At 70.0% G+C, this 25,104-nt stretch carries 22 protein-coding genes; 14 read left to right on the top strand and 8 right to left on the bottom strand.

Features of this window, described 5'->3' with window-relative positions; translation table 11 throughout:
* Position 1 precedes the first annotated feature (1 nt).
* The 12 genes from DQW85_RS43570 (at position 2) to hypE (ending at position 12,506) form a co-directional block, all read left to right on the top strand.
* Positions 2–850, top strand: coding sequence for a cupin domain-containing protein (locus DQW85_RS43570; RefSeq protein WP_162795879.1), 849 nt, complete (start codon positions 2–4; stop codon positions 848–850).
* A complete protein-coding gene (locus tag DQW85_RS43565; protein WP_162795878.1) occupies positions 847–1,599 on the top strand; it encodes an HpcH/HpaI aldolase family protein in 753 nt (250 codons plus the stop codon). Before DQW85_RS43570 ends, DQW85_RS43565 begins: the two co-directional genes overlap by 4 nt.
* Positions 1,596–2,084 carry a nuclear transport factor 2 family protein gene (locus DQW85_RS43560; RefSeq protein WP_113705595.1) on the top strand — a complete coding sequence of 163 codons (489 nt, stop codon included), beginning with the start codon at positions 1,596–1,598 and terminating at the stop codon, positions 2,082–2,084. Before DQW85_RS43565 ends, DQW85_RS43560 begins: the two co-directional genes overlap by 4 nt.
* A gap of 8 nt (positions 2,085–2,092) precedes the next feature.
* Complete coding sequence (locus tag DQW85_RS43555; protein WP_113705594.1) at positions 2,093–3,331, top strand: DUF3500 domain-containing protein; 1,239 nt, start codon at positions 2,093–2,095, stop codon at positions 3,329–3,331.
* 218 nt (positions 3,332–3,549) lie between these two features.
* The gene (locus DQW85_RS43550) at positions 3,550–4,485 is read left to right on the top strand and encodes an NADP-dependent oxidoreductase (protein WP_113705593.1); all 936 of its coding nucleotides are present in this window, start codon (positions 3,550–3,552) and stop codon (positions 4,483–4,485) included.
* A 334-nt stretch (positions 4,486–4,819) separates the two neighbouring features.
* Positions 4,820–7,117, top strand: coding sequence for a phosphoketolase family protein (locus tag DQW85_RS43545; RefSeq protein ID WP_113705592.1), 2,298 nt, complete (start codon positions 4,820–4,822; stop codon positions 7,115–7,117).
* 79 nt (positions 7,118–7,196) lie between these two features.
* Positions 7,197–8,537: a wax ester/triacylglycerol synthase domain-containing protein gene (locus DQW85_RS43540; protein WP_113705591.1), complete on the top strand. Its 1,341-nt coding sequence runs from the start codon at positions 7,197–7,199 to the stop codon at positions 8,535–8,537.
* 149 nt (positions 8,538–8,686) lie between these two features.
* Complete coding sequence (locus DQW85_RS43535; RefSeq protein WP_113705590.1) at positions 8,687–9,208, top strand: DoxX family protein; 522 nt, start codon at positions 8,687–8,689, stop codon at positions 9,206–9,208.
* 290 nt (positions 9,209–9,498) lie between these two features.
* Positions 9,499–10,164, top strand: coding sequence for a CBS domain-containing protein (locus DQW85_RS43530; protein ID WP_113705589.1), 666 nt, complete (start codon positions 9,499–9,501; stop codon positions 10,162–10,164).
* A gap of 17 nt (positions 10,165–10,181) precedes the next feature.
* Complete coding sequence (locus DQW85_RS43525) at positions 10,182–10,388, top strand: HypC/HybG/HupF family hydrogenase formation chaperone (protein WP_240197801.1); 207 nt, start codon at positions 10,182–10,184, stop codon at positions 10,386–10,388.
* Positions 10,372–11,460 (top strand): hydrogenase formation protein HypD, encoded by a 1,089-nt coding sequence (hypD, locus tag DQW85_RS43520; RefSeq protein WP_113705587.1) that lies wholly within the window; start codon positions 10,372–10,374, stop codon positions 11,458–11,460. Before DQW85_RS43525 ends, hypD begins: the two co-directional genes overlap by 17 nt.
* 92 nt (positions 11,461–11,552) lie before the next feature.
* On the top strand, positions 11,553–12,506 hold the full coding sequence (gene hypE / locus DQW85_RS43515) for a hydrogenase expression/formation protein HypE (protein WP_240197800.1): 954 nt from the start codon (positions 11,553–11,555) through the stop codon (positions 12,504–12,506).
* On the opposite strand, the gene DQW85_RS43510 is transcribed toward hypE, so the two are convergent.
* Genes DQW85_RS43510 through DQW85_RS43480 form a run of 7 tightly spaced genes read right to left on the bottom strand, consistent with a single transcriptional unit; the run spans position 12,453 to position 20,234 of the window.
* On the bottom strand, positions 12,453–12,947 hold the full coding sequence (locus DQW85_RS43510) for a hydrogenase maturation protease (RefSeq protein WP_113705585.1): 495 nt from the start codon (positions 12,945–12,947) through the stop codon (positions 12,453–12,455). The genes hypE and DQW85_RS43510 overlap by 54 nt on opposite strands.
* The gene (locus DQW85_RS43505; RefSeq protein ID WP_113705584.1) at positions 12,940–14,223 is read right to left on the bottom strand and encodes a Ni/Fe hydrogenase subunit alpha; all 1,284 of its coding nucleotides are present in this window, start codon (positions 14,221–14,223) and stop codon (positions 12,940–12,942) included. Before DQW85_RS43505 ends, DQW85_RS43510 begins: the two co-directional genes overlap by 8 nt.
* Entirely contained in the window at positions 14,213–14,962 is a 750-nt protein-coding gene (locus DQW85_RS43500) for an NADH-quinone oxidoreductase subunit B family protein (protein ID WP_113705583.1), read from the bottom strand. Before DQW85_RS43500 ends, DQW85_RS43505 begins: the two co-directional genes overlap by 11 nt.
* The gene (locus DQW85_RS43495; protein WP_113705582.1) at positions 14,959–15,762 is read right to left on the bottom strand and encodes an FAD/NAD(P)-binding protein; all 804 of its coding nucleotides are present in this window, start codon (positions 15,760–15,762) and stop codon (positions 14,959–14,961) included. Before DQW85_RS43495 ends, DQW85_RS43500 begins: the two co-directional genes overlap by 4 nt.
* A complete protein-coding gene (locus tag DQW85_RS43490; protein WP_113705581.1) occupies positions 15,759–16,829 on the bottom strand; it encodes a 4Fe-4S dicluster domain-containing protein in 1,071 nt (356 codons plus the stop codon). Before DQW85_RS43490 ends, DQW85_RS43495 begins: the two co-directional genes overlap by 4 nt.
* Before the next feature lies 1 nt (position 16,830).
* Complete coding sequence (locus DQW85_RS43485; protein WP_240197799.1) at positions 16,831–17,574, bottom strand: CBS domain-containing protein; 744 nt, start codon at positions 17,572–17,574, stop codon at positions 16,831–16,833.
* A gap of 59 nt (positions 17,575–17,633) precedes the next feature.
* Positions 17,634–20,234: a bifunctional acetate--CoA ligase family protein/GNAT family N-acetyltransferase gene (locus DQW85_RS43480; RefSeq protein ID WP_240197798.1), complete on the bottom strand. Its 2,601-nt coding sequence runs from the start codon at positions 20,232–20,234 to the stop codon at positions 17,634–17,636.
* Positions 20,235–20,345: 111 nt separating this feature from the next.
* On the opposite strand from DQW85_RS43480, the gene DQW85_RS43475 reads away from it, so the two are divergent.
* On the top strand, positions 20,346–22,784 hold the full coding sequence (locus tag DQW85_RS43475; protein ID WP_113705579.1) for a cation-translocating P-type ATPase: 2,439 nt from the start codon (positions 20,346–20,348) through the stop codon (positions 22,782–22,784).
* An 89-nt stretch (positions 22,785–22,873) separates the two neighbouring features.
* Positions 22,874–23,395 (top strand): universal stress protein, encoded by a 522-nt coding sequence (locus DQW85_RS43470; protein ID WP_240197797.1) that lies wholly within the window; start codon positions 22,874–22,876, stop codon positions 23,393–23,395.
* Positions 23,396–23,937: 542 nt separating this feature from the next.
* Here DQW85_RS43470 and DQW85_RS43465 read toward each other — a convergent pair.
* Positions 23,938–24,645, bottom strand: a complete 708-nt coding sequence (locus DQW85_RS43465; RefSeq protein WP_162795877.1) for a DUF305 domain-containing protein — start codon at positions 24,643–24,645, stop codon at positions 23,938–23,940.
* Positions 24,646–25,104 lie beyond the last annotated feature (459 nt).

The following is a 25,104-nucleotide window of genomic DNA, read 5'->3' as shown; positions in this document are numbered from 1 at the left end:
GATGACCATCGCTGCAATTGTAGGAACCTCCGTCGTCGACGAGATATCAGAGCGTGATCCGGACCTGGTCTCTGCCGGTGGCAGCCGGACGTGGACGGTGTGCGGCCGGAACTTCGTGGTAGCGATCACCGAGCTCGAAGCGAGTGACCGCCTCACCGAGCACGAGCTGCCCGACGAGTACGTGCTCTTCCTCCAGGACCACACAGTGGTGGGCGTGGAGCACGACGGGCGGGCACCTGTGTCCGTGTCCGAGCCTGCACTCGTCGTCGTACCGGCCGGCACCAGCGCTGTGCATGCGGCGTCATCGACGACAGTGGCGCGTGTGTTCACCGCCCGCTGCGACGAGCAGATGAGGCGGGCCGTCAACCACGCGGCCGGAGTCGACCTGCGGGCGACACCGCTACCGGCGCCCACCGAGGCCGGCGGCGACAGGATCCGGATACATCGCCTACGCGACATACCCGACGAAGAAGGACGCCTCGGCCGGATCTTCCGGACGACGTCGCTGATGGTGAACTGGTTTCCGGTGCACGAGGGGCCACGCGACACCGAACGGCTCTCGCCCCATTCCCACGAGGACTTCGAGCAGATGTCGGTGACCCTCGTCGGAAACTACATTCATCACCTCCGGGTCCCGTGGACCCCCCGGATGAGTGAGTGGCGCGACGATGAGCACGTCCAGGTCAGTAGTCCCTCGATGACACTGATCCCGCCGACCGTCGTGCACACCACCCGCGCCGTGGGCGCAGGCCCGCACATGCTCATCGACGTCTTCGCCCCACCGCGGGAGGATTTCCTCGCGAAGGGTTGGGTGCTCAACGCCGGCGAATACCAGGGAACACACCCTTGAGGGGCGATTCGTTCCCCCGGCTCGGAGCCTGGGTCAAGCTTCCCGCACCGGAGAGCGTCGAGCTGCTCGCACTCGCCGGGTTCGACTTCGTCGTGATCGACGCCGAGCACGGCGCGATCGACACCCGCACGACGTCGACCATGATCGGGCTGGCCCGTGGCTGCGGGCTCGCGCCGTTCGTCCGGGTCGCCGGCACCGCACCACGCGACGTCCAGGTCCCGCTCGACGCGGGTGCGGCCGGCCTGTTCGTCCCGCAGGTCGACGACGCCGCCCGGGCGCGGGACGCCGTACGAGCGACACGCTTCCCTCCGCTCGGACGACGCGGGGCCAGCACCTCCGGACGAGCCGGCCGGTGGGGGCTCGAGGCTCTCGGCGACTACCTGCGGTCCGGCAATGACGAGGTTCGCCTCGTGGTCCAGGCCGAGAGTGTCGTAGCTCTCTCGGCGATCGTCGAGATCGCTGAGGTCGCCGGCGTCGACGCGGTCTTCATCGGCCCGACCGATCTCGCGGTCTCCAGCCAGTTCCGCGAGGGTGACGGCAGGCTGGCAGACCTCGTCGCAGCGGCCGAACGACGCTGTGTCGACCACCGCATCACCCTGGGAACCACGGCCTCGGGCAACGCGTCGGAATTGCTGGATCGTCGTGGGTACGACTTCCTCGTCCTGGGGGCCGACACCACGATGCTGCGCCAGGGCGCACACGCGTTGGTGAGCGGTGTACGCACCGCCTCGTCGGCGGTCGGCCGATGACCGCCGACGCTCGGACCGTCGGCAGGCCGACCCTCGCCCTCGTGCACACCGATCTGTCGATGCTGGTGACGGCGCTGTGGTTCGAAATCGACCACGGTGACGGTTCGGCGGCCTCCAGCTTCTTCACCGTCGACGGCGAGCTGACGTTCTCGCGCAGGACCTTCCGCGGCACCGACGAGATCAACGGCGTGTACAGCGACCGCGCCGCACGGGGACCGCGGGTCTCGCGTCACCTGATGTCCAACTTCCACCTCCTTCATCACGAGACCGATCTCGTCGAGGCCGTGTCCGCCCTGGTGCTCTACGCGCAGGACGGAAGGCCTCCCATACCGACGACCGTTCCGGTGCTGGTCGCCGACGTGTTCGACCGCTTCGTCCGGGTCGGCGAGCCGGACGGGGAGGCTCGCCGGTGGCTCATCGCCTCCCGGCGGATCGAGAACCGCTTCCTCGTGCCGGGCGACGTCCTCGCTGTTCCCACCGAGTAAGGAGACCGATGTCTCACCAGCGACACCCGGGAGAATTCCCCCTGCCGACCACTCGAGGCGATCTGCCGATCGTCGACTCCCATCTGTTCGACGACCTGCTCCCCCCGGAGGCGGCCTTCGAGCTGACCGCCGGCCAACGCCGTCATCTCGAGCCCTACGTCGGCATCACCGAGAACGGCACGCCGCGCCCAGGCCTCTACCGTCTCGACGGTTCCGGGACGTCCCCGAACTCCGCTGTCGTGGCCGCCCAGGCCTACCTCGACGGGCTGGCGCCCCACCAGAGGGTGGTCGGTGCCCTGCCGATGGACGCCCCGGAATGGCGGTTGTGGACGAACGCGATCCCGACGTGGCATCCGAAGGGCATGCGCCTGGAACGGCTCGCCGACCGTGACCGCGACCGCGCACTCGCCGTCGTCGAGGCGAGTCTCAGCCCCGTCGGCTACGCCCAGGTGCGAGCGGCGATGGCGCTCAACGAGAACCTGGGCGAGCTCATCGACGACTACCGGGACACCCTGACCGAGTTCGCCTACTGGTTCACCGTCTTCGGGACTCCCTCGGGCGATACCCCGTGGGGATGGCAGCTGATGGGTCATCACGTGGACCTGCACTGCGTCTTCGTCGGAAGGCAGGTGGTTCTCGCCCCTGTGTTCCTCGGTGCCGAGCCGACGACCGGGACGGGGCGATTCGAGGGCGTCCACGCCCTCCGCGACGAGACCGACGTCGCCCTGACGTTCCGCCGCACCCTGGACCCCAACCGCGAGGACGAGTTCCTGATGGGGTCGTCGCTGCGCGCGGAAGACCTTCCGCCCGAGCTCGCCGGCCCCTGGAATGGACGGCATCTCGCCGGCGCGGGCGGTGACAACCTCATCCTGCCTCCCGAGGGGATCGTCGCGGCGAGCCTGCCAGCCGACCAGCGTGACGGTCTGGTGGAGCTGATCCGGGTCTATCTCGACCGCCTCCCGCCGTCACAGGCCGAGCGCACCCTGGCGCTCGTGCGTGAGCACTTCGACGAGACGCGGTTCGCCTGGCGCGGCGGCCACGACGACGAGTCCGCCTTCTACTACCGGATCCACTCACCCGTGCTCCTGATCGAGTACGACAACCATCCCGGTGTCTTCCTCACCAATCCCGAGCCCGCCCGCTTCCACGTCCACACCATCGTGCGGGCGCCCAACGGCAACGACTACGGACGTGATCTCCTCGCCCAGCACTACCGGCTTCACCACGGCGGTCATGGAGTCTGTTGACATCAGGCGACGAGATGGCGCGTGAAGCCCCCCGGACGCAGCGCCCCCTGGAGCGGCCACGTCACGAGGGTGAAGCCGGCGCGCAGCCGGTCACTCGGATGCGCTGGTCATTTGACTCCCGTCCCAGCACCGTGACAAGCGCTTCACACATCGAGATCTGCTCCAAATTCTCTGATCGTTTTATCCCTTTGCATCGACACACACTGGAGGAAAGCGCCATGAAGGCAATACGTTTCCACGAGTTCGGCAGCAGCGAGGTCCTGCGCTACGAGGACATCAAGCGGCCGGTCCCCGGCACTGGACAGGTGCTGGTGCGGGTGGCGGCCACGTCGTTCAACCCCGTCGACGACCACATCCGCGCCGGCGTCCTGGCCGAGATGATCCCGATCACTCTCCCGTACGTGCCGGGAATCGACCTGGCGGGCACCATCGCCGAACTCGGCGCGGATGTGACGGGCCTGGAGGTCGGCGACCGGGTCGTGGCGATGTTGCCCCTGGACTCTGCCGGGGGCGCCGCCGAGTACGTGCTCGCCCCGGCCGAGTCCCTGGCCCCGGCACCCCAGACGATCGAGCTGGTCGACGCCGCGGCGCTGCCGCTGACCGGCCTGGCGGCCTGGCAGACGGCGTTCGAGCTCGCCGAACTGAAGCCTGGTCAGACCGTCCTGGTCAACGGGGCGGGGGGCGCGGTGGGCAGTCTCGTGGTGCAGCTCGCCATCGACGCGGGAGCGCACGTAACCGCGGTAGACGCGCCGCACCACGCCGACCGCCTCCAAGGCTACGGCGCGCACCGGGTCGTCGGCCCTCTCGACCTCGCCGCGGGCCCGGCCGCAGTGGGCGGCCTGTTCCAGGTCGTGGTGAACCATGTGCGCGTCTCCCCGCAGGAGCTCGCGCTGCTGACGAACTACGTCGCAGACGGCGGGGTCGCCGCCAGCACAGCTGGCCCGATTCCGGAGGACCCTGCCCGCGGGGTGCGCAGCGCGAGCCTATGGGTCCGCAGCGACGGAGCCCAGCTGACCGAGCTGGTCGCCAGGGTAGATGCTGGCAAGCTCCGGCTCCACGTCGCCGCCCGCCGCCCGGCGGCCGAGCTGGCCGCCGTACATGAGGACTCCGGCGCCGGTCGGCTGACCGGCAAGACGGTCGTGCTCGCTCCCTGACCCCGGCCGACCGGGTCGCCCGCCGCCCACTTTCCTCACTCTCCCACCGGTGGGCGGCCCGGAAGTTCGACGACGGCCGGGCCGCAGCCCGGACCAGGTGGTGGGCTTCCTGGGTAGCAGACGAGGGTGGAGGTCGTTGTGCTGGATTCGGATGTGGGCTGTTGATCCTCATCGTGCAGGCGGGAGCTTGTCACAGCTTCCGGAACGCCTTGTTACTAACGGGTAGCGCCAATGGCTGTCCGCCCTGGAAGGCCGGCCATCAAAAGCTTGTGGTCCGCGAGATCGGGACCAAGGTCCCTAGGACCATCGCGATGGATCCGAGATATTCGGACCCATGACACCCCTGGAAAGAATCGATGCGTACTGGCGTGCCGCGAACTACCTGTCCGTGGGACAGATCTACCTGCTGGACAACCCGCTGCTGACCGAACCACTGCGCCCGGAGCACATCAAACCGCGCCTGCTCGGCCACTGGGGCACCACACCCGGCCTGAACTTCTGCTTCGCCCACCTCAACCGGATCATCGCGGAACGCGGCCAAGACATGGTCTACATCGCCGGTCCTGGACACGGCGGCCCCGCGGCGGTGGCGCACGCCTGGCTCGAGGGTTCCTATTCGGAGAAGTACCCCGATGTGTCACAGGACACCGCAGGCATGCGCAGGCTGTTCCGCCAGTTCTCCTTTCCCGGCGGCATCCCGAGCCACGTCGCGCCCGAGACGCCCGGCTCCATCCACGAGGGCGGCGAACTGGGCTACTCACTGGCACACGCGTTCGGGTCCGCGTTCGACAACCCCAGGCTGGTGGTGGCGTGCGTCGTCGGCGACGGCGAGGGCGAGACCGGGCCGTTGGCTGCGAGCTGGCACTCCAACAAGCTGCTCGACCCCTACCGCGACGGCGTCGTGCTGCCGATCCTGCACCTTAACGGCTACAAGATCGCCAACCCGACCGTACTCGCGCGGATCCCCGAGGAAGAGCTGGTCAAGCTCATGGAGGGGTACGGCTACCGCCCGCACATCGTCGGCCCGGACCATGAACAGATGGTGCAGACGCTGGATAAGGTGTTCGACCAGATCGCCGCCTACAAGGACGGCCACGCGACCAGGCTGCCCATGATCATCCTGCGGACGCCGAAGGGCTGGACCGGCCCCCGCGAAGTCGACGGCCGCCCGGTCGAAGGCACCTGGCGGGCCCACCAGGTGCCACTGTCCGGCGTCCGCGACAACCCCAAGCACCTGGCCATGCTGGAGCAGTGGCTGCGCTCCTACCGGCCCGAAGACCTCTTCGACCCCGACGGCCGGCCGGTCCCGCAGATCCTGCAAACGGTGCCGGAAGGGCCGCTGCGGATGAGCGCCAACCCGCACGCCAACGGTGGTGAGCTACTGCGCCCGCTCGTGCTGCCGGACTTCCGCGATCACGCGGTCGAGGTCAAGGCGCCCGCGACGCAGTCCAGTGAGCCGACTCGGGTGCTGGGCGCGTTCCTGCGCGACGTGATCACCGCGAACCCGCACAGCTTCCGGCTGATGGGCCCGGACGAGACGGCCTCCAACCGGCTGCAGGCCGTCTTCGAGACCACCGATCGGGCCTGGAACGCCGCCGTCGAGCCGACCGACGAGCATCTGGCCGCCGGTGGGCGAGTGATGGAGGTGCTGTCCGAGCACCTGTGCCAGGGCTGGCTGGAGGGCTACCTGCTCACCGGCCGCCACGGCCTGTTCAACTGCTACGAGGCGTTCATCCACATCATCGACGCCATGTTCAACCAGCACGCCAAATGGCTGCAAGCCTCGAAGCGGATCCCGTGGCGGCGACCGGTCGCCTCGCTCAACTATCTGCTGTCCTCGCACGTGTGGCGCCAGGACCACAACGGTTTCAGCCACCAGGACCCCGGTTTCCTCGACCTCGTCGTCAACAAGAAGGCCGAGGTCGTGCGGGTCTACCTGCCGCCGGACGCCAACACGCTGCTGTCGGTCGGCGACCACTGTCTGCGCTCCCGCGACTACGTCAACGTGATCGTAGCTGGGAAGCAGCCAGTGCTGGACCTGTTCACCAGGGACGAGGCCGTCGCCCACTGCACCCGCGGGCTGGGCATCCTGCCGTGGGCCTCCACCGACGAGGGCGTGGAGCCGGACGTGGTGCTGGCCTGCGCCGGCGACGTGCCCACGCTGGAAACCCTCGCCGCGACCGCCATCCTCCGCGAGCACCTCCCCCACCTGAAGGTGCGGGTCATCAACGTCGTCGACCTCATGCGGCTCCAGCCCCCGTCGGAACACCCGCACGGCATGCCGGACGCCGAGTTCGACACCCTCTTCACCACCGACAAGCCGATCATCTTCAATTTCCACGGCTACCCCTGGCTGATCCACCGCCTCACCTACCGCCGCAACGGCCACCACAACCTCCACGTCCGCGGCTACAAGGAGGAAGGCACCACCACCACACCGTTTGACATGGCCATGCTCAACGACATCGACCGCTACCACCTGGTCATGGACGTCATCGACCGCGTCCGCGGCCTCGGCAGCACCGCCGCCCACCTGCGCCAGCAGATGACCGACGCCCGGCTCCAGGCCCGCGCCCACACCCGCGAACACGGCGAAGACGCACCCGAGATCCGCGACTGGACCTGGGCCTGACCTCGCCGGGACGACTCGACGCGAGGCCTCAGACGGAGATGGTGGCGGTTCGACCTGGCCGGTGAGAGGGAGGACTTCGATGCAGTACACGCAATCTCAGGACGCGAAGTCGACCCGGCACGCTGTGGACCGGGCGAGCGCGGGCGACCTGCTGAACCTCACGATCGACGTCGGCCCCGTCCCCATGCACGCCGGAGCCTGCCTGGTCCTGGACACCCGGCCGGGCTACGACCTGACACACCTGCGGCGGCTCATCGCCAGGTGCGTGGCCGCGGTGCCGCGGCTGCGCCAGCGACTGGTGGCCACCCCGCCGGGGTACGGCCGCCCCGTGTGGGTCGATGACCCGGCCTTCGACCTCGACCACCACATCCAGATCACGGCCTGCCCGCCACCAGGTGACGAAGGCGCGCTGCTCGACCTGGCCGTCGCAGTGATCAGTCGGCCGCTCACGCCGTCCAACCCTCTGTGGTCGATGACCCTGGTGACCGGCCTGAACAGCGACCGGATCGGGTTGATCGCCTGCTTCCACCACGTGCTCGCCGACGGCATCGGCGGCCTGGCTGTTCTGGGCTGCCTCGTCGACGGCGCGCCCTCGCCACCGCCATACGCGTTTCCCCGTCCGGCGCCACCACTTCGCTGGATCGCCGTCGACGCGTGGCGCACTCGGCTGCGTGCTCTCGCCCGCTTCCCCTGCGGCTGGCCGGCACTCAAGCGAGCCGCCTCCGAACTCGGCACCCCGCGGCGAGCCGCGCCCTGCTCGCTCAACCAGCCCACCGGACCACGCCAACGTCTGGCAACGGTCACCGCACGGCTCGACGACGTCCGCCGATACGCCCACGCCCACGGCGGCACCGTCAACGATGCCGTACTGGCCGCGATCACCGGCGCCGTGCGGGCGCTGCTGGCGAGCCGTGGCGAGAGCATCCCTGACTTGGTCGTGTCCATCCCGGTGTCCGCTCGGGCCTCCACCACGGCCACCCGGCTCGGCAACCAGGTCGGTGTCATGCCCGTCCGCCTGCCCACCCAGGGCAGCCTTCCAGACCGGCTGGAACGGACCGCGGCCATCACCCGCGCCAGGAAGTCCACTGCGCCAGGGACTTCGGCCGAGCTGCTCGCCGCTGTGAACCGGCTCCTGGCCCGGCTGCACATCTTGCGCCGGCTGCTCAACCGCCAGCACCTCATCCACACCGTCGTGACCAATCTGCGCGGACCGGCAGAGCCGTTGGTCATCGGCGGCGCCCGCATGCGTACGATCATCCCGATCTCGCTGACCCGCGGAAACGTGACCGTCGCCTTCAGCGTCCTCTCCTACGCGGGCATCCTGACCGTCACCATCGTCGCCGACGCCCACCGCGTCCCCGACCTTCTGACCCTTGTCACCGCACTGCGGAAAGAACTCGCGGAGATGGCACGAACCTGAGACGGCGGCGTCCCCATCGCCCGGGCGGCATTGCGATGGGGACGAAGGTCATGGCTCCTGCGGGTCGTACGGCACTGCCCCGAAAGAGTCCCAGACGGTGTGCTTGGGGTGCGACAAAGACGACGAATCAGCACCGAAAGGGGGCCGTCATGGCCACCACCGTCAACAGGCCCGGCATGGAGAACGGCACCACCTCACGCCGCCCGGTCGACTACGTCTGGGCTGTCGCCCGGATCTCGATCGGCTGGATCTTCCTGTGGGCGTTCCTGGACAAGACCTTCGGCTGGGGCTTCGCCACCCCCGCCAACCGTGCCTGGATCGCTGGCGGCAGCCCGACCACCGGATTCCTCAAGGGCACCCGCGAGAACGCGCTCGGCGGCTTCTTCAGCTCGCTGGCCGGGCAGGCATGGGTGGACTGGCTGTTCATGGCCGGTCTGCTGGGTATCGGCTTAGCGCTGGTCCTCGGCGTGGGCACGCGGATCGCCGCCGCCGGCGGCACCCTCATGCTGGTCCTCATGTGGGCGGCCGAGCTGCCCCTGTCCAACAACCCGTTCATGGACGACCACATCATCTACTCGATCGTCCTGGTCGGCCTCGCCCTCGCCAACGCCGGCACCACGCTCGGCCTCGGCAACTTGCCGATCGTCCAGCGCAACCCGTACCTCAAGTAGTGCGAACGATCACGCGCCCGCCTCCGGCGCCAGAGGCGGGCGTTCGCGCTTCCTCGTTGCCCTGTGATTGCGAGCCTCCCGATCGGCACGGAAGGTCATGACGTGACGCTGGTCATTGCGCCAGACGGACGGCTGGGCGCGGCAGATGAACGGAGCAGGTGCCCAAGTCACTGACCGATGGCCCCGAAGACCTCATGCAGGACCTATGACCTTCCGGCCCCGGGACGTTCGCCGGTGTCGGCCCTGGCGGGAGGAGGGGATCGTGGAAGGGGAAAGGCGAGGTGGAAGCGATGTCCATTGAGGTCAAGGACGTGATGGGGCGCGTCGCCATCGCCGTGCTCCAGGAGGCTTCGTTCGCCGACATCGTGAGCGCGATGAGGCACTTCGGCGTAGGCGCGCTCACGGTGATCGACGCGGAACGGCGGCCTGTGGGGGTGGTCTCAGAAGACGACCTGCTGCTCAAAGAGGCCGACACGGTACGCCACAGCGTATCGATCTTCGAATCCCGCGCGCAGCGCCAGGAGCACCGGAAGGCGGCCGGCGTGACGGCGGCCGAGCTCATGACCGCTCCGGCGATCACGGTCACCCCGGAGACGCCGGTCCGCGACGCGGTCCGGCTCATGCACGACAGACGCGTCAAGCAGCTGCCGGTGATCGCCCCAGAGACCGGGCGGATTGTCGGCACCGTGCACCAACGCGACGCCCTGCGTGTCTTCACCCGCCCCGAGGCGGAACTGGTAGCGGACATCCAAGCCCTGCTGCCGGATCGCGGGTCCTTGTCGATCGAGATCGACAAGGGCGTCGTGACCATCTGCGGCGAGGTCTCACGGCGTTCGAAGGTGAAGGCCCTGGTCGAGGCCGTCCGTGCCGTGGAGGGGGTGGTGGACGTCGTCCCCAAACTGGTCCACGACAAGGACGTCATCCCTGGCCCAGATGTGGAGCCCCCATGTGTCTAGGAATTCCAGGACGGATCGTGGATCGGGACGGCGAGATGGGCATGGTCGACTTCGACGGGCTGCGCCGCGAGGCGTGCCTGTCGTACACGCCCGAGGCCCGGCTGGGCGACTACGTCATCGTGCACGTCGGGTTCGCGATCTCAGTGCTGGACGAGGACGAGGCGCTGCGCACGCTCGCGGTCCTGCGCGCGATCCCGGGAGGTCTGGATGAGATATCTGGATGAGTACCGCGACCCGGTCCTGGCCCGCCGCCTCATCGCCGAGATTCGCGCCGCCGCCACCCGTCCCTGGTCGATCATGGAGGTGTGCGGCGGACAGACGCACACGATCGTCCGCCAAGGCATCGACGAGCTCATCCCGGTACGGATGGTGCACGGACCTGGCTGTCCCGTCTGCGTGACGCCCCTGGCGACCATCGACCGCGCGTTGGCCATCGCCGCCCGCCCCGAGGTGATTTTCACGTCGTTCGGTGACATGCTGCGCGTGCCCGGGTCCGGCAGTGATCTGCTTTCGGCCAAGGCCCGGGGGGCGGACGTGCGGGTGGTGTACTCGCCGCTGGACGCGGTGCGGCTGGCCGGCACGCACCCGGACCGGCAGGTGGTGTTCTTCGCGGTCGGGTTCGAGACCACCGCGCCGGCCAACGCCATGGCGGTGCTGCGCGCGGCCGAGGAGCGGCTGGCCAACTTCAGCGTGCTGGTCAGCCACGTCCTGGTGCCGCCGGCGATGGCGGCGATCATGGAGTCGGCATCGGTGGACGCGTTCCTGGCCGCCGGGCACGTGTGCGCGGTGATGGGCTGGACCGAGTACGAGCCGCTGGCCGTTCGGTATCGGGTTCCGATCGTGGTGACCGGGTTCGAGCCGCTCGACCTGCTCGAAGGCATCCTCATGGCGGTCCGCCAGCTGGAGGAGGAGCGGTTCGGGGTGGAGAACCAGTACGCGCGGGCGGTCCGCCGCACCGGCAACACCTTCGCCCAGGACGCCATCCGGCGGGTCTTCCGGGTGAGCGATCAGACGTGGCGAGGGATCGGGGAGATCCCGGCCAGCGGCCTGGTGCTGGCACCGGAGTTCGCGGCCTTCGACGCCGCGGAGCGCTTCACGGTGGGCGGACTGAGCGCGGACGAGCATCCCGGTTGCATCGCGGGGGAGATCCTGCGCGGCACCCTGACACCGCTTGACTGCGCCTCCTACGGGACCCTGTGCACGCCACGCCGTCCCTTGGGCGCGCCGATGGTCTCGGCCGAAGGCACCTGCGCCGCCTACCACAACGCCGGTCGTACCAGACAGGAGACGTCATGACCACGAGGTCCGATCCGATCGCCGCCACGTGCCCGGCGCCGTTCGCCGAGACCGAGCGGGTACTCCTGGGCCACGGCTCTGGCGGGCAGCTCATGGCCGAGCTGCTCGCCGATCTCACCCCGCGCTTCGGCGTTCCGGTCCTTGAGGACGCGGCGCTGGTGACCACGGGCTCGCCCGAGGTCGTCATGTCGACCGACGGGTTCGTGGTCACGCCGCGCTTCTTCCCTGGCGGCGACATCGGGTCATTGGCCGTTCACGGCACGGTCAACGACCTGGCCATGATGGGCGCGGTGCCGATTGCGCTCAGCCTGGCCTACATCGTCGAGGAAGGTTTGCCGCTGGAAGAGCTGCGGCGTGTGACGTCCTCGGTCGCCGAGGCGGCCCGGGCTTGCGGCGTCCGCATCGTGACCGGTGACACCAAGGTCGTCGGGAAGGGCGCGGCGGACGGCCTCTACGTGACCACGACCGGGATCGGCATACGGCTGCCCGGTGCGGCACCGGCCGCCGCCAACGGTCGTCCTGGCGACGTGGTGCTGCTGTCGGGCCCGATCGGGCTGCATGGGGTCACCATCCTGAGCACTCGCGAGGGGCTCGGTTTCGAGAGCGAGCTGACCTCGGACAGCCGGCCATTGCACGGCCTGGTGACCGCCATGATCACGGCGGCGGGCTGCGGTGTGCACACGTTGCGCGACCCCACCAGAGGCGGCTTGGCCAGCGCGCTCAACGAACTGGCCGCCGCCTCACGGGTGGGCGTGGAACTGGAAGAGTCCGCCATCCCCGTGCCTGCCCAGGTCGCCGCCGCGTGTGATCTGCTCGGGTTGGATCCGCTGCACGTGGCCAACGAAGGCTGTCTGGTGGCGTTCGTCGATCCGGCCGAAGCGAATGCCGTCCTCGCCGCGATGCGCGAACGCCCGGAAGGGGCGGCCGCACGGCGCATCGGCGTCGTGGTCGCCGATCACCCGGGCCGGGTCACCGTGCGCACCTTGGTGGGCTCATGGAGGGTCGTCGACATGCTGGTAGGGGAGCAGCTTCCCCGTATCTGCTGAGGTTTCCCACAGGCCCGTGTCCCGCTTGATCGTGTGGGCCATGCTCGTCACCGCCTCTGCCACGGGCTCCGACAGCGTGGCGCCCAGAGCGAAGGTGGCGCCTTCCACGGTGTAGATGGTCAGCTTGCCCGGCAATCGGTCCAGCGTTCGGGCCAGTGCCACGGCGTCGGCCAGTGACAAGGCGTGGGTGCTCGAGGAGTCGCCGGACAGGTGGGAGAGATCGTTGTGACACCGGACGGTGCCCGCGGGCTCGCCCGAGCGGGCCGCGTCGATCACGATGGCGACATCGGCGCCCGTCCAGGCTTCGATGAGCTCGGCCGGGTCGCCACCGTTCTCGATAGCGGGCACGCCCATGTCGCGCAGCAGCCGGGCGACTGCGAGCCCGGCGCCGTCGTCTCCCCGGTAGTCGTTGCCGAGCCCGATGACCACGGTCTCAGTCATGGTGCAGGTGCAGATCGAGGAAGTGGGCCGAGCAGGAGATGCACGGGTCGTGGTTGCGGATGGCGCGTTCGCACAGCTCGGTCAGCTCCGGTACGGGCAGGTCGAGCCGGGGCTGCAGGAGGGCGTGCAGATCGGCTTCGATGCGAGCCTGGTTCTGGGCGGTCGGGGGGACGATGTCGGCTTCGGCAATCAGGCCGACGTCGTCGATGCGGTAGCGGTGGTACAGAGCGCCGCGCGGCGCCTCGGAGGCGCCGTGGCCCACACCGGGGCGGGCCGTGACGGGCAGGGCCGGCTGGTCTGGCGGGGTATATCGGTCGATGAGGCGCAGTGCTTCCTCACAGGCGTGGACGATCTCCACGGCACGGACGACGATGCTGCGGAACGGGTTGCGGCACACCCGCCCGAGCCCGGCGTCGGCGGCGGCTCGCAGGGCCAGGGGCGACAACTGCGGGGCGTTGAGCGCGTAGCGGGCCAGCGGACCGGTGAGGTAGCCGGGCAGGCCGTCGAGGCGGGCGTGCAGCGCGGTGGAGTGCGGCACCTGCTCCTCGACGACGTGATACGGCCACTCGGTGACGGGGAAGAAGGTGCCATCGCTTACGGCGACGTCGCCGGACAGGATGGCGTACTCGGCGGGGTGCTGCAGCGCCAGGAAACGGTAGTCGTGCTCCACGTCGGGGAAGTCGAAGCCGCTGACCCACTCGACGGTGGCCAGCGCGGCGTCGAGGGCGTGCCGGAGCCGTTCGGCGATCGGCGTGAGATCGACGGGTGCCCGGTAGAAGCCGCCCAGTCGCACGTTGATCGGGTGGATGGCCCGTCCGCCGATGGCGGCGACCAGCTCGTTGCCTGCTTTCTTCAGTGCCAGGCCGCGCTCGACGAGCGGGCGGTGGTCGGCGGCCATGGCGACGCCGCCGGGATAGCCGAGGAAGTCGGGGGCGTGCAGCAGGTAGATGTGCAGGGCGTGGGACTCGATCCACTCGCCGTAGTACAGCAGCAGACGCAGGTCGCGCAGCGTCCCCTCCACGGTGACGCCGCAGATCGACTCCAGGGCCTGGCAGGCGCTCATCTGGTAGGCGACCGGGCAGATGCCGCAGATGCGGGCGGTGATGTCGGGCGGCTCGGTGAAGGCCCGGCCGCGCAGCAGCGCCTCGAAGAAGCGCGGCGGCTCGTAGATGCGCAGCTGCAGGTCGGTGATGCGGCCATCGTGGGCGCGGACGAGCAGGGCGCCTTCGCCCTCGACTCTGGTGAGGCCGCCGACCCTGATCGTCTTATGCGTCACTGCTGCTCCCGAACGTGGTGACGTTGAAGGTGCGGTAGACGCGGCCGAGCTCGTCGTCGTCCATGCCCGCGGCCCTCAGGCGGGCGTTGAGCGCGGCCGCGTTCGGGCTCTCCATGGGGCCGAAGCAGCCGAAGCAGCCGCGATTGAACGCCGGGCACAGCGCGCCGCAGCCGGCCTGGGTCACCGGGCCGAGGCACGGGGTGCCGTGCGCGGCCAGCACGCACGGGTTGCCGCGGGCCTTGCACTCCACGCACACGCTGTGCGCGGGCACGACCGGGCGTCTCCCCGCGAGGAAGGCGCCGATGATCTCCAGGAGCTGCCCCCTGTCGATCGGGCAGCCGCGCAACTCGAAGTCGACGGGCACGTGCGCGGAGACCGGCGTCGAACGATCCAGGGTCCTGATGTAGTCCGGCCGGGCGTAGACGACCGCGGCGAACTCGCGCACGTCGGCCAGATCCCGCAGGGCTTGCACCCCGCCGGCGGTGGCGCAGGCGCCGATGGTAACCAGATGTTTGGAGACCCGGCGCACGTGCTTGATCCGCTCGAGGTCGTCGGGCGTGGTGATCGACCCCTCCACCAGCGACAGGTCGTATGGACCCGCGCCTCGATCGCTGGAGGCTTCCAGGAAGTAGGCGATGTCCACCTGGGCGGCGACCGACAGCAGCTCGTCCTCGCAGTCCAGCAGGGTCAGCTGGCAGCCGTCGCACGAGGCGAACTTCCACACGGCGAGCCTGCTCATAGCTGCTTCACCTCCATCAGGGCCGACACCCGGTCGTAGGTGAGGACAGGCCCGTCCAGGCAGGTGAACAGCGGGCCGAGCTGGCAGTGACCGCACCGTCCGATGCCGCACTTCATGTTCCGCTCCAGCGACAGCGCGATCCGCTCGGCGGGCACGCCCCGCCGCAGCAACTCCTCGGCAGTGGCGCGCATCATCACCTCGGGCCCGCACACGAACGCGTAGGTGCGGCGCGGCTCGAACACGATCCGGCCGACCAGCTTGGTGATCAGTCCGGTGGGCCCCTTCCACGCCCGGTCGGGATGGTCCACGGTGACCTGGACGTCGAAGTCGCGACCCCAGCGGGCCAGCTCCCGCGGATACATCAGCGTGGCGGGCGTGCGGGTGCCGGCGATGAGGCTGATCCGGCCGTACCGGACGCCGTGCGCCTCCAGCTCGCGGATCACCGGCCGCAGCGGGGCGAGCCCCAGCCCGCCCGCGGCGACCACCACGTCCAGCCCGTGCGCTGCCGCCAGGTCCCAGGACGTGCCGAACGGACCCCGCACGCCCACGATGTCGCCACGCCGCATACGGCACAGCGCCCGGCTCACCGCACCCACCGCGCGGATGGTCTGCACGTAGCCGCCCGAACGGGCACGGCCGCTGATGGAGATCGGGATTTCGCCGACCCCGGGGGCGTACAGCATGGTGAACTGGCCGGGCAGGAAGGGCGGGCACGTGCCCTCGACCGGCTCGAGGGTGAGCGTGACGGTGTCGGCCCGGTCGGGGCGGCGCGATCGGACGCGGTACGGGGCGGGGATCATCGCAGCCTCTCCAGCTCTTCAGTGATGTCGATGCCGGTCGGGCACCAGGTGATGCACCGGCCACAGCCGACGCAGCCGTAGGTGCCGAACTGATCGACCCAGGTGGAGAACTTGTGGGTGAGCCACTGCCGGTAGCGTGCGGCCCCCGACGACCGCACCGGCGCGCCGCCCAGCTCGGTGAACTCCAGCGTGAAGCAGGAGTCCCAGCGTTCCGCGCGTGAGGCGGAGCCGTCGGCCAGGTCGGTGCCGTCCTCGATCGTGGCGCAGAAGCAGGTGGGGCAGACCATCGTGCAGTTGGCGCAGGTGAGGCAGCGGGAGGCGATCTCGTTCCAGACGGGCGACTCACGCCGCTCAGTCAGGCGCTCCTTGACGCCGTCGAGTTCCACGTGGCGGCCCATCCGCTGCTCGGCGGTCTCGCTGACCTGCCGGGCGGCCTGACGGTCGGCGTCGGTGGCGGGCCGGGACGGCAGGGCCTCCAGCAGCGTGGCGCCGCGCTCGCTGCCTGATTCGGCCAGGAACCGGTGCGGGCCCGTCAGCTCGGTCAGCGCCAGGTCGAAGCCGGACGTCGCACGCGGGCCCGTATTCATGGAGGCGCAGAAACACGTTCCGCCAGGGACGGCGCAATTGACCGCGATCAGGAACAGCGCCGCGCGCCGCGCCCGGTACGCCTCGTCCGGGTACCGCCCGCCGAGGAAGACCCGGTCCTGCACGGCCAGCCCGGCCAGGTCGCAGGCCCGCACGCCCAGCAGCGCCACCTTGGGTGCCTCCACGGGCACCGCCTCCGGCACGCCGTCGCGCATGCGGAACAGCGTGGAGCGGGGCGGGTGTGTGAAACGCTTGACCGAATCGGGGCTCGCGGCGAAACCGAAGACCGGCTCGCCGCCCTCGCGCAGCCGATAGGCGCCCGGCGCCTGCTCGTCGGTCCAACCCGCGGGCAGGTCGGCGGCCGAGCCGAGCTCGCAGAAGCGGATCACGCCGTCGCGGACCGTCGGGCCCACGACGGCGTACCCGTGCTCGCGCAGCGCGCCGATCAGCGGGTCCAGCGAGGTCAGGACGGCCTGTTCCATATCAGGCGCCGCCCCACATGGGCAAGTTCACGATGTCGTCGTGTTTCCAGCTGAGGTTGTCGTGCACGGCGACGACGCCGTCGATGTTCTCGGTCAGGCGGACGGCTGTGATGGCCTGGCTGTGCTCGTTGAGCGTTCCGGACAGGGTGACCACGCCGTCGGTCACCGTGACCTCCACGCCGAGGGCGTCGCTGTGGACGGTTTCCCGCACCTGGCCGGCGATGTCGGTGTCCTGGCGGAGGAAGACCTTGATCAGGTCGCGGCGGCTGACGATGCCGACGAGCCGGCCGTCGGTGTCCACCACGGGCAGGCGTTTGACGCCGTACTTGTCCATCTGGCGTGCGGCGAGCACGACGGGGGCGTCGGGGGTGGTGGTGCGGGCGGGCGAGGTCATCAGCTCGCCAGCCTTCTCGCCGAGCGCCTTGTAGTAGCCGCTGCCCTCACTGCCGACGGCGTGGCGGATGCGGGCGCGCAGCGGCGGCCGGTAGCCCTCGCGGTCGAACTCCTCCCGGAATTCCTCCTTGCGCAGCAGGTCGGCCTCCGACACCATGCCGAGCACATGGTCGTCGTCGTCCACGACAGGGACGGCACTGATGCCGCCGGTGATGAGCGCTTCGGCGATGTCCTTGAACGGGGCGGTGGCGGCGACGGAGACGACCTTGCTGGTCATCACGTCCGCGACGGTCATGCGCATGGCGGTCAGCTCTCTTCTGGTGTCCGAGGAGTCCTTTTCGGCTGCTTTCATCACATCTCGCGAGAGCGACGTGGTTTAGGGGCGGAAGTCCCGAGCCGGGCGGTCGTTGGTCAGCGCAGGCGGCGCAGCAGCGGTGAGGGCGGCGGCTCGCAGGGCGCCACCCTGATCCGCGCGTCCACCGCGGCCGCGCCGTCCGCGGTGACGATGACCGGGTTGAGGTCGAGCTCGGCCACTTGGGGCAGGTCGTCGAGCAGCCTGCCGATGCGGGTGACCTGGTCGGCCAGGGCGTTGATGTCGACAGGTGGCGAGCCGCGGTAGCCGTGCAGCAGCGGGGCGCAGCTCAGCTCGCCGATCATGTCGGCGGCGTCGGTGACGGGCGGCACCCGGAAGGCGCGGTCGGCCAGCAGGTCGGCCATCACCCCGCCCATGCCGACCATGACCAACGGCCCGAACGCTGGGTAGTTGACGCCGCCCACGATGGTCTCGACGCCACCGGCGAGCATGCGCTGGACGATCGCGCCGGTCATCTCAGGGCCAATGCGTGCTGACATTTCGTGATAGGCCCGCCCCACCTCGTCGGGAGTTCGGAGGTCGAGCCGGACACCGCCGACCTCGCTCTTGTGCACGGGACCGACGGCCTTGAGCACGGCGGGCAGCCCGACACGCGCCGCCGCCGCGGCGGCGGCCTCGGGACCGTCCACTTCGACGGATTCAACCAGGGGTACGCCGTAGCAACCGAGCAGCCGGGCGGTGGCAGCGGGGGAGAGCCAGCCGCCCTCGGGGCGTGCCTCCAGCTCTGCCTGGATGATCTCGCGTGCCTTCCGCTCGTCCGCCGACACGAGCACGGTGGCGGGCTCGCCCGGGTCTTGGCGCCATTCGGCGTAGCTCACTGCGCGCGCGAGGGCTTCGACGGCCTGCTCGGGGAAGGCGTAGGCGGGCACGCGGCCATCGATCAGGCCGTCATGGCCGACCACGCACGCCAGCACGGTTTTCGCCGCCGCCTTCGTCGCGTCCGCGATGGCCTGCCGGGTCGCCTCCAGGCCCGAGCCGAACGGCGGGGTGTAGACGGCGAGGACCACGTCCACCTCGGGCGAGGCGGAGAGCGCCGCGACGGCGGCGCCGATCTCGGCCGCGCTCGCATCCGCCGTCAGGTCTACCGGGTTGCCCAGTGCGGCGGCGGTCCGGGCGTTGAGCAACCCGGGCGACAGTTCGGGGACGATGAGGCCGTGGCGTTCGCAGGCGTCGGCGGCCATCGCCTGGGGGCCGCCGGAGTTGCCGACGATGGCCACCCGGCGCCCGCGTGGCAGCGGCTGGGTGGCCAGCAGCTTGGCGGTGTCGATCAGCTGATTGACACTGTCGAGCCGGATGACGCCGGCGGCGCGGGCGAGCGCGTCCACCGCCACGTCCGGGGTGGCCGCAGCGGCGGTGTGCGAGCGGACCGCCCGCCCCCCGGCTCCGCTGCGGCCGCTCTTGACCAGCAGCACCGGCTTGCGTCCACTCACCCGGCGGGCGATCCGGGCGAACTTCCGCGGATTGCCGAAGGACTCCAGATACAGCGCGATCACATCGGTGTCCGCGTCGTCCTCCCAGTACTCCAGCAGGTCATTGCCGCTGACGTCGGCCTTGTTGCCAACGGAGACGAACGAGGAGACCTCCAACCGGTCCAGCAGCGCGGCCCCGACAGCGCCCGACTGCGACATCAACGCCACCCGGCCCTGTACAGGATGGTGCGGCAGGAAACTGGCATTCAGCCGCGCCCCGGTGTTCACCACGCCCAGGCAGTTCGGGCCGATGAGCCGCATCCCGGCCGCGCGGCAGATCTTCAGTAGCTCCGACTCCACGTCACGCTGCCCGGCCTCGGCGAACCCCGACGTCAGCACCACCAGCCCGGCCACCCCCGCGTCCGCGCAGTCGCGGGCCACCTCCAGCACGTGCCGGGCGGGGACCGCCACCACCGCCAGGTCCACGCCGTCCGGGACCTTGGCCTGGCAGGTCAGCCCGGCCACTTCGGCGGCGTTGGGGTTGACGGGGTAGATCGGGCCGGGGAAGCCGCCGTCGATGAGATTGCGCAGCACCTTGTGCCCGACGGCCCGCTCGTCGCGGCTGGCGCCGATGACCGCTACGGAGCGGGGTGCGAGCACCGGCGCCAGCGACGCCCGTTCGGCCTCGTGGTCGCGGGACGAAATGGCCGCGCGCAGCCTGGAGGTGGGCTCGGCGGCGATGTCGAGGTGCAGTGTGCCGCCGTCGAAGCGCTGGGCCATCTCCAGGCCGAGGTCGCGCAGCACCCGGAGCATGGGCCGGTTCTCACCCAGCACGTCGGCCACCAATTCGCGCACGCCGTGCGTGGTCGCGTCCAACGCGATGTGCTCCAGTAGCAGGGTGCCGAGGCCGTGCCCGTGGACGGCGTCGTCGATGAGGATGGCCAAATCGGCGCGACCGTCGTCGATAGGGATGTACTCGGCGACCGCGACCAGCCGGTCGTGCAGGCTGGCCACCAGCGCGTGCCCGCGGTACTTGTCGCTGGTAACCCGGTCCATGTAGGCGTGCGCGGTGTTGCGGCCGCCGGTGAAGAAGCGCAGGTACGCCGAGCGTTCCGACGAGCGGTCCACCAGCTCGTGCAGGGCCTCCCGATCGGCGGGGCACAGCGGGCGCACGTGGGCGATGCCGCCGTCGCGCAGCAGGACGTCGTATCCCTCAGGCATGGTGTTCATCACGGTATGAGACTGTCCGACAGGCGGATGAGGCGGGCAGTGCCGGACGGCCCTGGCCTTGGGGCCCAAGGTCCCTGCCCGCTGAGCCGCTGCAGGGTGAGGGTGGCAGACATGACAACCGTGTCCCCGGCAGGCCCCGGGCTGACCGCTGCCGCGGCCGGGGCGCGGCTGATCGCCGACGGGCCGAACACGTTGCCGGCCGCACGCCGTACCTCTCCCATGGTGTTGCTGTTGCGCGAGATGGTGCACTTCTTCGCCCTGCTGCTGTGGGGCGCGTCCGTGCTGGCGCTGCTGGCCGGGATGCCGCAGCTGGCCGTGGCCATCGTCATCGTCGTGCTGCTCAACGGGGTGTTCGCGTTCGCCCAGGAGTACCGCGCCGACCAGGCCGCGCAACGGTTGGGCGAGCTGATCCCGGCCAACGCGGTTGTCCGCCGGGACGGCAAGCGCTGCCTGATCGGCGCGGCCGATCTCGTGGTCGGGGACGTGGTGCTGCTGGAGGCGGGCGACCGCGTCTCGGCGGACCTGGGGTTGGCGGAGGTGCACGCGCTGGCGGTCAACGAGTCGATGCTGACGGGGGAGAGCCGTCCCGTCCGCCCCGAGGCCGGGGACCGGGCCTATGCGGGCACGTTCGTGGTGGAAGGGCAGGGCGAAGCCGTCGTGATGGCCACCGGCCGGCATACCAGGCTGGCCGCGATCGCCAAGCTCACCAGGGAGGCCAGCCGGCCGCCCAGCCCGTTGGCGGTCCAGCTGGGCAAGGTGGTCAGGATCGTCGCGGGGGTCGCGGTCGCGGTCGGGGTGGCGTTCTTCGGGCTGGCCCTGCTGCTGGGCATGGAGCCGGGCCAGGGTTTCCTGTTCGCCATCGGCGTCACGGTGGCCCTGGTCCCCGAAGGGCTGCTGCCCACCGTCACCCTCTCGCTGGCCCGGGCCGCGCAACGCATGGCGACCAGGCACGCCCTGGTCCGCCACTTGGAGGCGGTCGAGACGCTCGGCTCCGCCACGTTCATCTGCACCGACAAGACCGGCACGCTGACCCGCAACGAGATGACCGTCGCCGACGTGTGGGCGCCGGGGCACTCGCCGGCCGACGTGATGCGCTCGGCGGTGCTCAGCTCCACCGGCCGGATGAGCGACGGTAAGCCGGTGGGCGACCCGATGGAGGTCGCCCTACACGTCGAGGCGCTGCGGCTGGGCGTCGACCTGGCGGGGGAGATCGCCGCGCGTTTCCCCTTCGATCCGGTACGGCGCCGCGCCTCCGTCGTGGCCGACGGTCGCCTGCACGCGAAGGGCGCATCGGACACCGTGATCCCGCTCTGCGGCGTCGTACCCGGAGTGGATGAGGCACTGAACAGGATGAGCCGGCACGGTCTGCGCGTGCTGGCCGTCGCCAGGGGGGACACGGCGGAGGAACGCGATCTAGAGTTTCTCGGCCTGGTCGGGCTGCACGACCCGCCACGCGACGACGTGGCCGAGGCGATCTGGAAGTGCCGGATCGCCGGGATCAAACTGGCCATGGTCACCGGCGACCACCCGGGCACCGCCCGCGCCATCGCGGCCGAGGTCGGCCTCCTGGGACGGGACGAGCTGGTCGTCACCGGCGCCGACCTGCCCGGCGACGACGTGGCGCTGGGCGAGCTGCTCGACCGCGACGGCGTGGTCGTCGCTCGCGTCACCCCAGAGGACAAGCTGCGCATCGCTCGCGCCCTGCGCTCGCGCGGCCACGTCGTGGCCATGACCGGTGACGGCGTCAACGACGGCCCGGCCTTGCGCGAGGCCGACATCGGCATCGCCATGGGCGCCTCCGGCACCGACGTCGCCCGCGAGGCCGCCGACCTGGTATTGCTGGACGACCACTTCGCCACCATCGTCTCGGCCGTCGAACTGGGCCGCGCCACCTACGCGAACGTGCGCCGCTTCCTCACCTATCACCTCACCGACAACGTGGCCGAGCTGACCCCGTTCGCCGTATGGGCGCTGTCCGGCGGCACTATCCCCCTCGCGCTGAGTGTGCTGCAGGTGCTCGCGCTCGACATCGGCACCGACCTGCTGCCCGCCCTCGCCCTCGGCGCCGAACCGGCCAACCCGCGTACCATGCACGGCCCTGCCCGCACCGGCAACCTGGTCGACCGCCGCCTGATCGGCCGCGTCTTCGGCGTCCTCGGTCCGACTCAGGCCCTGGCCGAGATGGGAGCCTTCGTCGCAGTCCTCGTGTTGGGCGGCTGGCACCTCGGCACCGCGCCGGGTCCCGCCCTGCTTGCCACCGCCTCGGGCACCGCGTTCACCGCCGTCGTGCTCGGCCAGTTCGCCAACGCCTTCGCCTGCCGCAGCGAGTCCCGCTGGATCGGCAGGTTGCGCTGGCGTACCAACCCGCTCCTGCTGGGTGCCCTCGCCTTCGAGGCCGTCATGCTGCTGCTCTTCCTCGGCCTGCCACCCGTCGCCGGGGTCCTCGGCGGCGCCTTCCCGCCGCCGGTCGGATGGTTGCTCGCCGCGCTGGCGATCCCCGCCATGGTGGTGGCCGACGCCGCGCACAAGGCCTGGCGAGCCAAGAGGTGACCAACGTCCCGCCAGACGCGGGCCGCCCGGCCCTACGGCGCGGCCGTACCGGAGGCGAGGCTGGACGCCGGAGGGGAGGGTTCACGGACATGGACCACATCGTGCTCGGCTACGACGGCTCCGACTTCTCGATGCAGGCTCTGGACTGGGCACTCGACGAGGCCGAGCTCAGGAAGCTGCCCCTGACGATCGCCCACGCCTGGCAATGGCCCTACGGCGAGGCGGACGAGGAGGCCAAGGCACATTTGCGCAAGGCGGCCGAGCACGTGCTGTGGCACGGCGCCGATTGCGCCCGCGCCACCAGCTCGGGCGTGCGCGTCGAGACCGACCTGTACGAAGGCCCCGCGGCCCAGCGCTTGGTCGAGCTGTCCAGCGACGCCACGCTCATCGTGGTCGGCTCCCGCGGCCTGAGCGCGCTCCCCAGGGCGGTCGTCGGCTCGGTCGCCGGATATGTGGCCGCCCACGCCGACTGCCCTGTCATCGTCGTACGTGGCCCGGGGCCCCTGCCCGCCCCACGAATCCAGCGCCGATCGTCATGGTGGAGGAGGAGCCGGACGCCTCCGTTCTGGAGTTCGCCCTCGGCGAGGCCGCCCTGCGCCAGCTGCCCCTGAGCGTCCCCGGGGACTTGACGCAGTGGGCGGCGCGCCACCCCGGCGTCCTGATCCAGCAGGGTAACGCCACTGCCCACGCGACCCTCTTGGTCGTCGGACGCAAGCGGGCCGCTGTGAGTTTCCTCCACAACGCGCCCTGCCCCGTCGCGGTGGTGACCGAAGGTGAAACCTACGCACCTGTCACGTGATCTCAGGGGCCATCTCGATGATGGAGATGCTCCCTGACTCCGTGCCTTCGACCCTGACCGACGACATCCAGTCGGCCGTGATCTTCACCGGAACACCCGGCCCCTGGAGCAGTAGGTGCGCCGGGTCTCGGCCGACAGCGGCGCGTGCTCCACCGCGTGGCGTACTGGGCCAGGACAGTGTCGTAAGCGGGCGGGAGCCGGGTGGGTCGGCGCCCGGGCGGCGCTTCGTAATCTCGGAAGCTGATCCGGGCTCCTGTGACGCCTCGCTGTACGCCATCTCGGAAGATAGGGCAAGGGGTTTGCTGGCGAGGGCGCGAGGCTTGTCCCCGTCGGGTGATGGGTGGCCAGGCGTGTTCACCAACCCATCATTCCGCCGAGCATCCACGGTGAGCCCGTTCCCTGTGATGGTGAGGGTGTGGAGCCATCCGGCCATCCCCACGGGCCGCACGGCATCCGCCAGCCGGTGCCGAACCAGTCGGCCAGGTAGCGCTGCATCTGGAACATCTCGGTGTGCTGGCTATCACGCACCGTCCGGGCGAGGTCGGCGATCTGCGGATGCTGGATGCGCCCGTGCATGAGCACCTGCTGCGACATCATCACCGCCACCATGTGGTGCGGAATCATGTCCTGCAGGAATGTCTCATCCAGCGCATCACCCGACAGCTTGGACAGATCGCGCATCATCGGCCGTGAAAGCGCGGCCTTCTGGCCTGGGTACCACGTGGTCAGCCAGCTTTTCATGGTGGCGATCTCGGCGGTCTGCGTCTTGACGATGGAAGCGCCCAGGGCGCGCATCTCGGTCCGGCTTGAGCGCTGCAGCTGGCGGGCCGCCTCGACCGCCTCCTGGTGGTGGGCCACCATCTGGGCCAGGTAGCCGGCCTCGTCATTGACCACGATCCGGTGCATGGAGCCCATCGGCCAGCAGGGCTGCCGCCATCCGGCGGCGGCGGTGGTGGGTTTCGGCCCGCGGTCAGCGGTGGCAAGGGTGGCTCCGCTGACCGCCGTGGCGGTTGCCACTGCCGTGGCCGCTATTGCCACGCCCATGGAGCGTTTCATGTCCATCCCTCCGCTCCTTGGAGCAAGCATCTTGCCTTCAGCCTCCTCCCGGCACCCTTCCGCGCCCAGGGCCGTTATGCCTGTCCACCCTGGGGCGATGGTCCTACACGCCCGGGATGCATGCCACGGCGGTGTGGCGGCAGACGAGGGCCGTAATGTTGCCAACGATTGTGGCTATGGGGGCGTCTGTTCGTCAGGAGGTATGGTGGACGTTCTGAACGGCTATGAGGAGAACATGCGTCTCGAGTTGCTCCATGTCGAGGCGCTGCACTGAAGCGGAGCGACGCAGGGCGACGACCATTCGGCACGTGAAGCCCGGGATGGTGCAGTGCCCTGTGTTTCCGAGCCGGTAGATGCGCGCGGGAAGGCAGAGTTCCAAGGTTCACGGATCGCGATCGGCTGGCTACTGGTATGCATGAGCGGTGCGTGTCGTGTTCTGAAGGGGGGGCGCGCTCGCACACGAGA

It is taken from the genome of Nonomuraea lactucae (assembly GCF_003313395.1).
In the GTDB taxonomy this organism is placed as follows: domain Bacteria; phylum Actinomycetota; class Actinomycetes; order Streptosporangiales; family Streptosporangiaceae; genus Nonomuraea; species Nonomuraea lactucae.
Note: the sequence above shows the minus strand (reverse complement) of the source record. Positions and strands in the feature narration are given on the sequence as shown.